General features: G+C 63.4%; 5 protein-coding genes and 2 pseudogenes. 5 read left to right on the top strand and 2 right to left on the bottom strand.

Annotation, left to right across the window (positions count from 1 at the left end; all coding sequences use genetic code 11):
- Positions 1-86 precede the first annotated feature (86 nt).
- A complete protein-coding gene (locus AWC17_RS04845) occupies positions 87-5,117 on the top strand; it encodes a non-ribosomal peptide synthetase (protein WP_046184375.1) in 5,031 nt (1,676 codons plus the stop codon).
- A 9-nt stretch (positions 5,118-5,126) separates the two neighbouring features.
- Positions 5,127-9,647 carry a non-ribosomal peptide synthetase gene (locus AWC17_RS04850; RefSeq protein ID WP_046184376.1) on the top strand — a complete coding sequence of 1,507 codons (4,521 nt, stop codon included), beginning with the start codon at positions 5,127-5,129 and terminating at the stop codon, positions 9,645-9,647.
- A gap of 110 nt (positions 9,648-9,757) precedes the next feature.
- Here the strand turns inward: AWC17_RS04850 and AWC17_RS04855 are convergent, their stop codons facing one another.
- Positions 9,758-11,179, bottom strand: coding sequence for a SagB family peptide dehydrogenase (locus tag AWC17_RS04855; RefSeq protein WP_046184377.1), 1,422 nt, complete (start codon positions 11,177-11,179; stop codon positions 9,758-9,760).
- Positions 11,180-11,438: 259 nt separating this feature from the next.
- Between AWC17_RS04855 and AWC17_RS33325 the strand changes: the two are divergent.
- Together AWC17_RS33325 and AWC17_RS04865 are read left to right on the top strand one after the other, a co-directional pair.
- A pseudogene (locus tag AWC17_RS33325) lies at positions 11,439-12,217 on the top strand (MFS transporter); the annotation flags it as partial.
- A 446-nt stretch (positions 12,218-12,663) separates the two neighbouring features.
- A complete protein-coding gene (locus tag AWC17_RS04865) occupies positions 12,664-13,554 on the top strand; it encodes an alpha/beta fold hydrolase (RefSeq protein ID WP_046184378.1) in 891 nt (296 codons plus the stop codon).
- A gap of 16 nt (positions 13,555-13,570) precedes the next feature.
- Here AWC17_RS04865 and AWC17_RS04870 read toward each other — a convergent pair whose 3' ends face one another.
- Positions 13,571-13,813: a hypothetical protein gene (locus AWC17_RS04870; RefSeq protein ID WP_141224498.1), complete on the bottom strand. Its 243-nt coding sequence runs from the start codon at positions 13,811-13,813 to the stop codon at positions 13,571-13,573.
- A gap of 415 nt (positions 13,814-14,228) precedes the next feature.
- Here AWC17_RS04870 and AWC17_RS04875 point away from each other — a divergent pair.
- A pseudogene (locus tag AWC17_RS04875) lies at positions 14,229-14,459 on the top strand (IS1634 family transposase); the annotation flags it as partial.

Raw genomic sequence — 14,459 nt, forward strand, 5'->3', positions numbered from 1 at the left:
GGTGTCGCTCGGGCTACAGACCTGTGGCGCAGGACCCAGCAGACTCTGATCGATCCAGCGAACTGAAATCAGGGGTGAGGCGAGCCATGGCAGACGATGCCGAGACTTTGCAGGAACGTCGTCTCGAACTGCTGCGAAGGCGTATCGCCGAAAAGGGTCTGGCAGCGGGGAAGATGGCCGATGAGGCACGCATCTGTGCGGGAGAGCGTTACCGGCTGTCAGTTGGTCAGCGCCGGATGTGGTTCCTGCAAACCATGGCCCCCGCCGACACCACGTTGAACATCTGTGTTGCCTACCGACTGACAGGCGCCTTGGACGGGGCGCGCTTGCGCAGCGCCTTCAATGATGTCGTGGCGCGCCACGCTGTTTTGCGCACCACTTACGGCGTGGACAGCGAGGGTGAGCCGTATCAGGTCTTTCACGATGGCGTCGAGAACAGTTGGCGAACAGATGATTTGACTCATCTTACCGATGAGGAACGCGAACGGCAGATCCAGGCTTTAACGCGAGACGAGTTCGGCCGACCATTCGATCTGACGAGCGAGCCGCCGCTGCGGATCAACTTGATACGTATCGGTACGGAAGAATCCGTACTATTGCTTGTCGCGCATCACATCTGTTGGGATGACGACTCCTGGGCTGTTTTCTTCCGCGAACTCAGCGCTGCCTACAACGGTCGCCAGCTGGGCCGGCCCGCACCGCAGTTTGTCGCGGTCGAGGTGCTCGAGACCTCAGAAGAACCCAGCACTGCCGACATCGGCTATTGGGTTGACACATTGCGGCCGTTACCCGAACCGCTGGAACTTCCCGGTGCGGGTGCCGCGCATCCGTCCCGGCGGGCCGAACGTCAAACTCGGGCACTGCCCGCCGACCTCTTCAACCGGGTCGAGAACTTCGCCCGAAAGCGCTCCGCCTCACCGTTTATGGTGCTGCTGGCGGGCTTTGGTGTGCTGGTTCGTCGCTATACCGGCGCGGCGGATTTCTTGGTTTCCATCCCCGTCACCGATCGCAGGGCGGCGGCCGAGGGAGCCATCGGGTATTTCGGCAACACGCTGTTGCTGCGGATCGGTGCGCGAGCGCACGACACGTTCACCTCGCTCGTGGACTCCGTCCGCGAAACCTGTCTTGGCGGCTTCGCCCACAAGTCGGTCGGCATCGATCGAGTGGTCCGCGAGATCAACCCGGAGCGCATGGGACACGACGGCATGGACGGCCTAGTCCGGGTGGGTTTCAGCATGCGTAAGAGCGCAAGTGGATTCGCCTTGGACGGCGTCGCCGTGCGACAGCTCGAATTGGGCGCGGTCGCTGCGCCCCTTCCGCTTGCTCTGGCGGTCGTGCTGGACCCCGATGGCGCGTTCGTCGAAGTCGAGTATCAGGCGGATGTGTTGAGCTCTGCGCTCATCGAGCAGATGGTGGTTCATTACCTCCAGCTGTTGGACAACGCGCTGGCCGAGCCCGAACGTCGCGTCACCCGCCTGGACATCCTCGGCCCTGAGGAGCGAAATACCGTCCTGGCACGATCGCATGGCGAACTCGTCGACACGCCCGCCACCACGATGGTCGCGATCCTCGAAGCGGCCGCAACTGCCGCGCTGGACGCGGTTGCGCTTTCCTCGGATGAGGTTGATCTGAGCTACGCCGAACTACATCGGCGCGCGAATCGCTTGGCGCGCTGGCTTATCCAGCAGGGGTTCGGTGCCGACGACATCATCGGCCTGCGCATCGCGGCGTCGATCGAGTTCGTCGTCGCCTTGCTCGCCGTACTGAAAGCCGGTGCGGCCTACCTACCGATCGACCCGGCATACCCGGCCGAGCGCATTGATTACCTGGTCACCGACGCCCGCCCGCGGACGGTCATCGGACCGCAGGAACTCGAGGCCGCTGGGCGGGCGGCCGCGCAGCTGTCTGACGTCACGGTGACCGAGGCCGATCGGTTATATCCGCTGCTTCCCGACCACTTGGCTTACGTCATCTACACTTCGGGCTCCACCGGCCAGCCCAAGGGCGTGGCGGTTTCACATCGGGCAATCGCCGAGCACGTGGAGGGTTTCATCGCCGAGTGGTGCCTGACCGCCGAAGACCGCTGGCTGCAGTCGTCGTCGGTGAGCTTCGATGCTTCATTGGCGGACATCTTCCTCACGTTGTCGCTCGGCGCGCAGTTGATCGTGCCCAACCCTGCCAAGTCCCGGGCCTTCGGTGACGTCGACTACGTGGCCGATCTGATCAGTCGCCGCGGCGTCACCGTGCTGCACATGGTGCCATCCATGCTGAGCACTCTTTTGATGCTGCCGCAGGCCAAACAATGGCGGACGCTACGTCACGTGCCCGTCGGCGGAGAAGCGCTTCCCGGTGAGATTGCCGACGAATTTGTCAGCTGCTTCGACGCTCAATTGCGCAATCACTACGGTCCAACCGAGGCCGTCGTCTGCTCGACGCACCACCTGGTAGAGGGATCGCACGGCATGCGCGTGGTGCCTATCGGCACCCCGAACCGCAACGTCTACGCCTACGTACTTGACGAGGAGTTGCAGCCGGTGCCGGCCGAGGTGATCGGTGAGCTCTACCTCGGTGGCGCCCAGTTGGCACGTGGATACCTCGGACGTCCCGGACTGACCGCACAGCGGTTCATCGCCGACCCGTTCAACCCCGGCATGCGGCTATACCGGTCGGGAGATCTGGTTCGCCGCAATATCACTGGCGCCCTGGAATTCGTCGGCCGCGCCGATGAGCAGGTCAAAATCCGCGGCTTCCGTATCGAACTTGGCGAGGTTCGATCCGTGATTGCGACGCACCCAGCGGTGCGCCAATGCCTGGTCGTCGCAGACAATACCGAAGCCGGTCCCACGCTCGTCGCATACCTTGTGCCTCTTGATGATTCTGCGCACCTGGACTTGGAGGGGATACGCGCACACACCGCCTCGGTACTGCCGGAATACACGGTGCCAAACGCCTTCGCGGTGATACCTGAGATCCCGCTGACGGTGAGCGGCAAACTGGATAAGCGGGCGCTGCCCGCACCGACGCCTACCGCGCTACGTAGCTACCGTGCCCCGGCGACGATCACTGAGCGCCGGATGTGCTCGATCTTCACCCGCCTGTTTGGCTGGGAGCGGGTCGGCGCCGAGGATTCCTTCTTCAGCCTCGGCGGCCATTCACTGCTGGCGGCCCGGTTGGTCGCACAGATCCGCGCCGAGTTCGGTGTTGAGCTGACCATTCGCACGGTGTTCGATGCTCCCACCCCGGCCGGATTGGCGGCCCAGCTGGTCGATCAGTTCCGTGCCGAATTCGATATCGACCTCGACGAGATGGAGGCCGAGCAGCCATTTGACGAGGCGATGCCAGCTCAATCGCCCCGTCCAGCGCTCGTCGAATCCGTTCGCCCGGAACGGCTTCCCTTGTCCTACTCCCAGCTCGCTGCGTGGTTCCAGTATCGGATCGAAGGCGCACGCGACGGCTTCAACATGCCGTTCGCGCTTCGCTTCGAAGGCCCGCTGGACCCCGCCGCGCTCACCGAAGCACTCAACGACGTGGTGGCCCGGCATGAGCCGCTGCGAACGAATTTCATTGAGTACCTGGGTGTCCCGTACCAGATTGTGCACCCCGAATTGGAAGTGGATCTACCGATCTCCCGGATCACAGCAGACCGCTTCGACGAAACGGTGGCCGAGTTGCGTCGGCATGTCTTGACGCCGGAGCGCGGTCCACTGATCAGGGCGAACCTGTTGGCGCTCGAGTCGGATAGGCACGTGCTGTTCTTGATCGTCCACCACATTGTCAGCGATCACGCCTCACTCGGCGTCTTGTCCGAGGACCTCATCGTCGCTTACCGCGCGCGGCTGCGGGGAGAGCCGCCTCAGTGGGCAGCGCTGCCCGTCCAGTTCGCAGATTACGCACTGTGGCAACGAGATGCTTTCGATAAGTCCAGTGGATGGGGACGGGACGAGCTGGCATATTGGCGTGACGCATTGGCCGGACTGCCCGATGTGATCTCGGTGGCGGCCGACCACTCGCGGCCGCCGGCGCTCGGGAAGCGCGGGGAGGTGGCGAGTTTCACCGTGTCCGCGGCCCGCCGAGCGGCGCTCACGCGGCTCGGCGAGCAGAACGGCGCCACCGAGTTCATGGTTTATCAAGCTGTTCTTGCGACGTTGCTGCACAAACTCGGTGGCGGCACGGACATCGTAATTGGCAGCCCGGTCGCATCTCGCGTCGAATCGGCCACCGCGCATTTGATCGGACTGTTCGCCAACGTCGTGGTCCTGCGCAACGATTTATCCGGCGATCCAAGGCTGCGCACCATCGTCGCGCATAGCCGCGATACGGTGCTCGATGCCTTCGCGCATCAAGAACTCCCCATCGAACGCTTGGTGGAGGCGCTCAACCCGCCGCGCTCGCGGTCCTGGAACCCGTTGTTCCAGACCTTGATCCACTTTCGCGGTGAGGACTGGGCGCTGACACCGCGCGACCTGACTGGGACCGGGGAAACCACGGTCTGTCCGCTTTCAATGGACTTCGACGTGTCATTGCTGGATCTGGACATAGGCATAAATGTGACGGAGGGCGGAGAACTCGACGTTCGAATCGTCGCCAATGCCGATCTCTACGAACCCCACAGCGTCGCACTCATCGCCGATGCTCTGAATACCGCGCTCGACGCCTTCGCGACGACACCGGACCGCCCGGTGTCCATGTTGGAGTTGCTACCCACGGCCGCCATGGAAAAGCTTCTCGCTCCGCCAACCCCGGCCGTCGTTGAGCCGTCGCAACCGGTCACGCGGGGTTCTGCAGAAACCGAGCAGCTCCTCATCGCCCTCCTAGAGGAATTACTCGACATCACCGGTGTCGATCCCGAGGACAACTTCTTCGCTCTCGGCGGTGACAGCATCATCTCCATCAAGTGGTCGGCGCAGGCCACCGAGCGGGGACTGACCCTGACCCCGGCAATGGTGTTCGAGCACATGACCATCGCCGAGCTGGCAGCGGCAGTCGACACGGCCGCTGATCAGCCTGTGGCCGAAGCGGAGCCGGCGGCAGGGCACGAATACACGCCGATGAGTGCATCAGGCCTGAGCCCCGAGGCATTGGCCGAACTCACCGCATCCTGGCTCAAGGAGTCGTGAACCCCAGTCATGAGCCCGGCTCCGCGTCAGATCGAGGACGTTCTTGCCCTCAGTCCGCTGCAGGAAGGGCTGTTTGCCTTATCCCGACTGGCCGAGGACGGCATCGACCTGTACTGCATGCAGTTCGTTGTCGATATCGACGGACCGGTTGACCTCGAGCTGCTCCACCGCAGCGCTCAAGTCATGCTGGACCGGCATCCCAATCTACGCGCCGCCTTCTGGGATCGTGACGTACCGAAACCGGTGCAGATCGTGCCCACCCAGGCCGTGCTGCCATGGTCCGAACGGGCCTCGTCGCCAACGGAATTCGACGCCATCGCACGCTCGGAACGGCGCCGCCCGTTCAACTTGAGTCGTGGGCCGGCACTGCGGGTCGTCCTGCTCACGGTCCCCGGCGAGACCAGGCACCGGATGATTTTCACCGCGCACCACATTCTGGTGGACGGCTGGTCACTTGCGGTGTTCTTCACCGAAATGCTCGCCATCTACCGGGCCGGGGGCTCGGCCGACGGGCTACCGACTCCACGTCCCTATCGTGACTACATCGCCTGGCTCGCCCGGCAGGACCGGGCTGCCGCGATTGCTCAATGGACCGAGTACTTGCGGGGCGTGTCCGCACCGCTCATGGTCGCCGATGGCACCGTGGCGGCAGGTGATGGCGTGCCGGAAAAGACGGAACTGCGGTTGCCCGCGGCCGATACGGCACGGCTGCGAGACTGGGCGGGTCGCAACGGTCTCACACTCAATACCGCAGTGCTTTTCGCCTGGGCCGTCGTGCTCAGCAGGCTCACCGACCGTCGCGACGTCGTTTTCGGCACCGTCATCTCCGGCCGTCCCGAAGGCTTGCTCGGCGTGGAGACCATGGTCGGGCTGTTCATCAACGCCGTGCCAGTTGTGCACCAGGTCTGCAGGACTGACTCGGTGGTCGAGCAATGCACACGGTTGCAGCGCGAGTCGTCGGCGATGCGTGACGTCGGTTATCTCGGCCTGTCGGAAATTCAGCGTGAACATGGCCGAGGAACCTTGTTTGATTCCCTGTTCGTCTTCGAGAACGCACCGATCGAGGACGCCATCCGCACCGTCAGCACACCTGACGGCGCGCGCTTCTGTCCCGTAGAGATGGAAAGCCTGACGCACTATCCGTTGACCGTCGTGTCGCACATGAGCGGCGAGGCGCTGGTGGTGCTCGTCGAGGCGATTCCCGAGGTGCTGCCTCATCTTATGGCCACGGATATCGGCCAGCGATTGCTCGCCGTGCTGCGTCAACTCCCCGATGTCGGCGACGACACCCCCGATGCGCTGGATATCCTCACCACGGCGGAGCGCGCTGAATTCGAAGACCTTGCGACACGGTCGGTACCGACTGCGGAGAGCGCCTCGGTGTGGGAGATGTTCGAGCGGCAGGTTCGCGCCGCGCGAGACGCCGTTGCCCTTACTACCGGAAGCGGTGAGCGTTACACCTACGCCGAACTACACGCCGACGCTAGCCGGCTGGCCCGGGAGCTTGCCGAACAGGGCATAGGTCCGGAAAAAGTCGTTGCACTGGTGCTGCCGCGGTCGACCCGCTCCATAGTCGCCATCCTGGCGGTGCTCGCCGCGGGTGCTGCCTACCTGCCGATTGACATCACGCTGCCGAACGCTCGTATCAAAGCTATTCTGAACCAATCTGATCCGGCAATTGCTCTCACTGAGGCCCGCTACTCACAGTTGATAGACCCGGATCTGAGCACATTGGTTCTCGATGAACCCGCTGTCGCCGAGATCATTTCGGGACATGCCGGCGCCGCCCCGCCGGTTAGTCGCCATCGCGAAGACAGCGCTTATGTCATCTTCACCTCCGGTTCAACCGGTGAACCCAAGGGCGTCGTCGGTACCAATGCGGCGTTACTCGGCTATTTCGCCGACCACCGCGAGCGCGTCTATCGGCCGGCCTCCCAGCGCCTGGGTCGCCCGATGCGCATCGCGCACGCCTGGTCTTTGAGCTTTGACGCCTCGTGGCAGCCCATGGTCGGCCTGCTCGATGGCCATGCGCTCCATCTGTTCGACGCCGAGGAAATGCGCGACGCGGACCGGTTGGTGGAAGGCATTGCCGCATACGAGATCGACATGATCGACACCACCCCCTCGATGTTCGTACAGCTGCGCGCGGCCGGGCTCCTGGATCACGGTCTTTCGGTGCTGGCCCTCGGCGGCGAGGCGATCAACCCCACCGTGTGGGAGCAGTTGCGCGCACCGTCATCCACAACGGTATACAACTGCTACGGGCCCACGGAAATGACCGTCGAGGCGATCGTGGCCCCCGTCAAGGACTACCAGGAACCGACGATCGGCACGGCGAACGCCGGAACATTCGCCTACGTACTGGATTCGGCGTTGCGGATGGTCCCAAACGGCGTCGTGGGGGAACTTTATCTATCCGGGGCGCAGCAGGCCCGTGGCTATGTCGGTAGACCTGCGATGACCGCCGCTTCGTTCGTGGCCGACCCGCTGCGCCCGGGACAACGCATGTACCGCACCGGTGACTTAGTACGTCGCCTACCGCACGGGGGCTACTCCTATGTGGGGCGCGGCGACACCCAAGTCAAAATTCGCGGCTACCGCGTAGAAACAGTAGAGATCGAAGCCGCACTGCGCGACCAGCCCGGAGTGCACGACGCGGCAGTCTCCGTCGTACGTCGTGACGGCGCGACCAGCCTGTGCGGTTTCGTTGCGTGGCAGGCGGAATCGGATGGTGATCTCGCCCGGCTGCGTTCCGCGCTCACCAACCGTCTGCCGTCGTATATGGTTCCGGTCCGGATCGTGGCATTGCCGAAGCTGCCAGTGAACACCAACGGCAAGCTGGACATCGATGCCATCGACCGGCTGGCCGAGAACACGCTCGCGCACGTCGCTGAGAATGGCATGGGATCGGCATCCACCGATACGGAACGGTTGCTGTGCGAAACATTCGAAGAGCAGTTCAACGGCCTGGTCCCGCACGTCGACGAAGACTTCTTCTCGCTCGGACTAGACAGCATCGTGGCGATCTCGCTGGTCCATAAGGCTCGTCGGCGTGGCCTCACATTGAGTCCACGGATGCTGCTCACCGCTCCGACCATCCGTCAGCTCGCGGCGACGATCGACGCGCCCAGCGCTGACACCGTCGTCGAGAGCGTCGCATACGGTGAGGTGCTGCCACTGCCGATGGTGAGCTGGCTGTATGAATACGGGAACTACCGCCGGTTCACCCATACCGTTTTGCTCCAATTGCCCACCGAAATCGACCGCTCGTCGATCGAGTCGATGTTGCAGCTGTTGCTCGACCGGCACGACACGCTACGATCCATTCTGGCTGACACTCCCAATGGACCACGCCTGGTTACTCGTGAACCCGGTGTGGTGCGTGCCAGCGACCTGCTTACGCGGGTCGAGCTGTCTGATTCCACTGAGGCACAACTGCATTCGGCCATACCGGAATGGTCACGAAAGGTCACAGACGAGATCGATCCGCGCGCGGGCGCGATGGTGCGATCGGTGTGGTTCGCGAGCGCCGAGAATATCCTGCTGATCACCGCACACCACTTGGCCGTAGACGTGGTGTCCTGGCACATCATGCTGGGTGACACCGCGGAGACGTGGCGCTCCATCAAAGCGGGCGTGGCGCCGAACATGCTATCGGAGTTTACTTCTTACCGCCGGTGGTCTCAGCTGATGTGGGAACGAGGCCCCATGCCATGCGTGGCGGCCCAACGCGAATATTGGATAGCGCAGGTCCGCGACCCCGATCCGGCGTTGGGTGTTCGACATCCAGACCCGGCCCGGGATACTTGGTCCACCCTGCGAGTCACGCGGGTCGCCACGCCGGTCGCTATCACCGAGCGGGTGCTTTCCACGCTTACCAGGGATAAGGGTCTGCGGGAATTTCTTCTGGCCGCAACAACCATAGCCATTGCGAGCTGGCGGAGGGAACGCGCGCAGGACCCGGCCTCGGGCACGCTTGTCACTTTGGAGGGCCACGGACGCGCAGACGCCATTCTGGGCACCGACACGACGAACACCGTCGGTTGGTTCACGACGGCGTTCCCCGTGCGGCTTGGCGTGGGTGCAGCGGCGGTGGATGTCGAACAGGCCGAGACCGATCCCGCAGCGGCCCGCGCACTGCTGGACTCGGTGGCCACGCAACTTCGCGAGATACCGTACGACGGTCTGGATTACGGTCTGCTTCGGTACGTTGACGGTCTACCCGAGTTGCAGGCCGCTGCCGAACCGCAGATTCAGTTCAGTTATCTCGGTCGTCTGGACCTCACTAGTGTCAGTCATCACCCCTTGTCGCTTGTCACCGGGCCGCTTCTCGATGTGCTCCCGATCGATCCCGAACCGGATCTGCCGTTGCGTTTTGGGCTGAACATCAGCGTGCTGGTGGCTACCATGCCCGAAGGCACGCAACTGATCGCCAACTGGCGCTGGAGTGATGCCCTGTTTGCGCCTTCCGATATCGACCAACTGACGGACCTCTGGCGGCGCGGCATCGACGTGCTGGCCGGCGAATAGGCCGGGAAAGTCGGGAAATGAGGCCGCTCGCGGGGTGATTCGGCATTGGCCACCACCATGATCGCGCGGGCGCGAATGGTCGCGGCACTGGCTGATGAGGAAGTTCTGTCTCAGGGCCGGCTCGGCGGCTGACTTTCGGCGGGCGAGCCGACGATGATGCTGCCGACGCTGCACTCCTGAAGCTCATTGACCCCGGTAGCCGCGACAAACGCGGCGGTATCACTGAATCCCTGAGCGCACGCACCAAGACCCATCGCAGTAGCAGCCAGATAGATCGTCTGCATGAGGACACCGACATTTTTCAGAATGGCGGCGTAAGAAATCTGCTCGTAGGTCCACATGATGCGACCGCTGCGCGCGGCCATGACCACGAGCACTTGCGGTTCGGCGCCTCCGGCCAGAGTCGCCGAAGCCGGTTTCAATAGTTGGGACACCGCCCGCGCATCCGCGGCGGCCACTGGTCGGAGCACGTGGTCGAACGAATCGTAGTGGTACATGCCGGGTTCGAGTCCGGCGACATTTCGCACCACCGGGTAGAGCTCGAGCTCATAGAGGCCGCCGCCGGAAGGGTATGGCCGTGATAGGAGTTCCTCGCCCTCACCGACCGGCTGGGTGCTCCTTGTTCGGGCTGTGCGGTATAGCAACTCGGCCAGCTGTTCAACGCTGATTGGGTGACCGTCGTCGAACGCCCTTGTCGAGACTCGATCTTCCATGACGGCCGTCAGCGAGGGGTCTTGACTCCGCTTCGCCGTCAGGTCGGGAACGGGCAGGGCGATCGGTTCACCCGGATAGTTCGCCCGCCGGGCCCGGGGCTGCGGGAATCGGCCCTTCGCCCACTTGGTCGGACCAAAATGCTCCCACGTGACGGTGCGCTCACCGAGCGTGCTGCGGCGGTGAAACCACAGATCCGGTGCGCTCCAGCTGACGGTTCCAAATCTGGAGTCCTCCTCACCGCGGGCGACAAGGATGCCGCACCAACGCAGGTCCTCGACGAATTGCGATGTCACTGCAATAGGCAAGTCAGAAACGCGTGTCGACGGCCCGTCGAGCAAAACGAGCAGACGCGGGTCATGGATGCACAGATCGCACCACGCCAAGGGATGCTCGAGGATAAAGCCATCTGAGTCCCGATGCAGCACAGCGAATTTCGACATCACGATGGATTGAGACGGTGCGGCCGGCCGCGGTGCAGGTTGCCCGAACGGCCGTATAGAGTAGAGATCCTTCTCCTCCTCGCGCAGGGTGACCGTCAACCAGCCGCCGGCGACGAGGCGATCCAGCAATGCGCCCATATCGCTTGCATTTTCTAACCTGGATAGCTCCGCCACCGTTGCCGCCCCGACGTTGAGTGTTTTGAGCGCCTGTAGCTGACCAGCGGTCAAGCGGGTAAGCCTCTCACTGCGCGGAGGATTCAACAGCACCGCTCCGGCGGGAGTGGTCAAGCAGGTGACGCCCGAAGCCAAGGCCAATCTCGTCTTATCGGGATATCTGATGTTGGGCAACCCGGAAGCCCTTCCGTTCTCGAACTGCATCGCCGTGCCAAGTCACTCAGCGTAAATCAGGCGCAACCAGCAATAACGACGAGTCCCGCCTGCGCGCAAACCGCGGCTGACGAGGCGAAGATTCAGGGTTGCCACACAGCATCGGCACAGGTTACTCAGCGAAGTCATAAGTCGCTTTGGCGTAACGTAACGGGGCTGATACACGAAACATCAGTCACAAGCGGCCCAATTACAACACGGCTTTCGGCGGCGCGGAACCCGGCACCACCCCGGCGATGACAGCCTCGGGCGGATCACCGCGGCCGGCGCCGCAGTCTTATTCGTCGCGTTGACTGTGGCTCGGCTGTGTGCGTTACCCCAGCCCGTCGCGGACCCCGCAGCGGAGAAAGCCTCCATCCTCGCGTACTGGCGCATCGTCGCCGGGAACCGGCTTTTTCTGCTGTTCGGCGCGGCGATGATCGGCTCGTATGTGCTGATGTTCCAGATTTATCTGGAACTGCCGGTGAGGCCTCGTTCCTAGCGCCGCAGTCCCACAGTCCGGCGTCGTGGGCCGCGCTTTTCGTTGTCTCCGAGATCGTCGCGGTCGCCGGGGAGCTGCGCATCACCCGCTGGTTCGCCGTACGCTGGGGCCCGGACGCAGCCCGACGATCGGGCAGGCCGTCGCGGCGGCCTCATTCGTGCCGCTGGCCCTCATCCCCGACAGTCAGCGCTTGGGAATCATTGCGGCAGTCGCCGCGCTGCTGGTCTCAGCAGCCATGCTGGCCGTTGGCGAGGCGGCGGTCTTCCCGTTCGAAATGGACACCGTCGTCGCGCTGGCCAGAGACCGGCTGGTGGCCACGCACTACGGGTTCTACAACACGATCGTCGCATCGGGATCTTACCGGCAATCTAGCCACCGACTCGCTAATGGGTGCAGCACGACAATTCGGCGCCAGCGAACTCCTCTGCGCCGGACTGATTCTCGTCGGCATCATCGCCGCGCTGGGCCTACGCCGCCTCGACCGCGGACATCATCTCGAACCCACCCACGCAGCCGGTATTGGGCACGGCCAGTCGGTGAGGCGGTAGACCATGAACCAGCCAAACCGCACCAGCCTAAACGTCCCTGCGGGCTGCTGCCATCGAAGCACTGCGGGGCTATACGACGCGTGACGAGGGATACCGGTGCGGTCGGTGATCGCCACCGCGGCCATCGCCGCGATCGCCGCACTGTGGGTGTTCGGTGGACCGGTGATAACGTTCAAGCTGGGCTACCGAGCGAACCGCTTGGCCTATAGCCCAAGGGGTATAGGTTTGGATGGGTATCCGGGTCGGTTCGTTGGTAAAAGGACAGGTGTCATGGTGGGCGGCCCCACACTTGTTGTCGGAGTGGGCGGCGATACCGCGTGACCTTGTACTCGGCCTGCTGATCGTCGGTGCGATCACCGCATGGGTGGCCAAATCGTTCTGGCACAACGTGTTGTTACCGACCAACCCCTGGGGTCTGGTGAGTTCTGGGACAGGAAGAAGATTAGGTGATACACACCCTGGGCAGCAGTCACTTCGTCCGCCTACCCGACGGGCGCAAGCTGCACTACATGACGGCAGGCACCGGCGGCCCCACCGTGCTATTCGAATCCGGTTTAGGCGCTTCACGATCGGAGTGGGGACTCGTGCAGCCGCGTGTGGCACAACGATTCCGTACCGTGGTCTATGATCGGGCCAATCTGGGTCGCAGTGACGATGACCCTGAACCACGCACGCTGGAACGCATCACCGGTGACCTCACCCAGCTGCTATCAGCACTGGATGCGGCCCCGTACATCCTGGCCGGGCACAGTTACGGCGGAACGATCGCCCTGGCTGCTGCTGCGACAAATCCGGCCCAGATCGCAGGGCTGGTGCTCATCGACCATGCCGACGAACACGTCAACATCTGCTGCGGGTCGCCGCTCAAACGCCTGCGTAGGATCGTGTTGGCCGGCCGGTCGGTGATCGGCGTCCTGAGACGCCTGCGCCTGATACCGCTGGCCGTCCGGCAAGCCATGCCAGGCATGCCTGCGGACGTGCTGGACGATCTGGTCACTGAAGATCTCACCTTGCGCGCCGCCCAGGCGGCGGACGAGGAGGAACGATTCTTCATCGAGGGCCTGAGAAGTCTGCGGCGTAATCCGCCTGCCCTCGGCGACACCCCGGTCACTGTCATCTCAGGGATGAAGTCGACGATATTCGACAGGTCCATCCGTAAGGAGTTCGTGGCGGCGCACCGCCGGACCGCAGCGCGGCTGGATGCGCGTCACGTCGAGGCGGCGCGGTCGAATCATCAAGTGGTCCTTACCGAACCACTACTAGTCGCTGACGAGATCATCCGAACCGCCGGCCACCGGCGCGAGCTGACACCCAACGACCCGCATGGCACAACGTAACGATCGGCACCGGCAGCTACGACGGCGCGTTCCGCGGCACACACATCGACCACTGCATGAAACGCGGCCTCACCGTCCTCTCACCCACACACGACGGCACCACCAAAACGACCGCGCTACCCAGATCGCCTGCCCGTGCGGCGACACCCACGACCTGCGGACCGAAAACGGCCCCATCCTCGAACGGCAGATCCTCGACACCAGCCAGGCCCACCTCCAGGGCTGCCCCGCGGCGAAGGTCTACTCCGGCCGCAGCCACCGCTGATACCTCGAATTCGCAACCCCTCGTGCGGCATCGTGCACCGCGACCGCGTTGACACCGCCGTCGACGACCGCAACCGCGGCCACAACGGAGCCGAACACCCCACGCCAGTACTTCAAGACCGACGACAGCGACAGCGTCTGCGACCGTTGCTACGGCTGGCGTGAAGACAGTGAATCAGTCTTCCCGCTCAAGTTCAATGAGACTGAATACCTTTCGAGCGCAAACTGACCGCAACTTTAGTCCGAAGTTCCCCCCGCTAAGTGGGGTCTGAATCCCCAATGTGCTTGGTGAGCAGGTGTTCTGCGGTGATTATGTGGCGCACGATGTACTCATGTATCATGAGGATTGCGTCGGCGTGTCCTCTTCCCAATTGGCAGTTGTAGCGCCAGTATCGTGGTATAAAGTAATCATGTATGTGACGCGGGTGCCCAACCGTGGGTCACCGCCAGCGGTGCTGTTGCGCGAAAGCTACCGCGAAGACGGCAAGGTCAGAACCCGCACCCTGGCCAACTTGTCGCGCTGGCCCGAGCACAAGGTCGAGAAACTGCAGCGCGCGCTCAAGGGCCTGCCGGCGGCGTGCGATCTTGGCGAGGCGTTTGAGATCACCCGCAGCCTGCCGCACGGGCATGTGGCCGCGGTG

Origin of the sequence: Mycobacterium nebraskense, assembly GCF_002102255.1 — a bacterium.
Classification (GTDB): domain Bacteria; phylum Actinomycetota; class Actinomycetes; order Mycobacteriales; family Mycobacteriaceae; genus Mycobacterium; species Mycobacterium nebraskense.

Bases quoted from the DNA above. Each gene is read 5' to 3' on its own strand.
- AWC17_RS04845 (WP_046184375.1), top strand. From the start codon at position 87: ATGGCAGACGATGCCGAGACTTTGCAGGAACGTCGTCTCGAACTGCTG.
- AWC17_RS04850 (WP_046184376.1), top strand. From the start codon at position 5,127: ATGAGCCCGGCTCCGCGTCAGATCGAGGACGTTCTTGCCCTCAGTCCG.
- AWC17_RS04855 (WP_046184377.1), bottom strand. From the start codon at position 11,179: ATGCAGTTCGAGAACGGAAGGGCTTCCGGGTTGCCCAACATCAGATAT.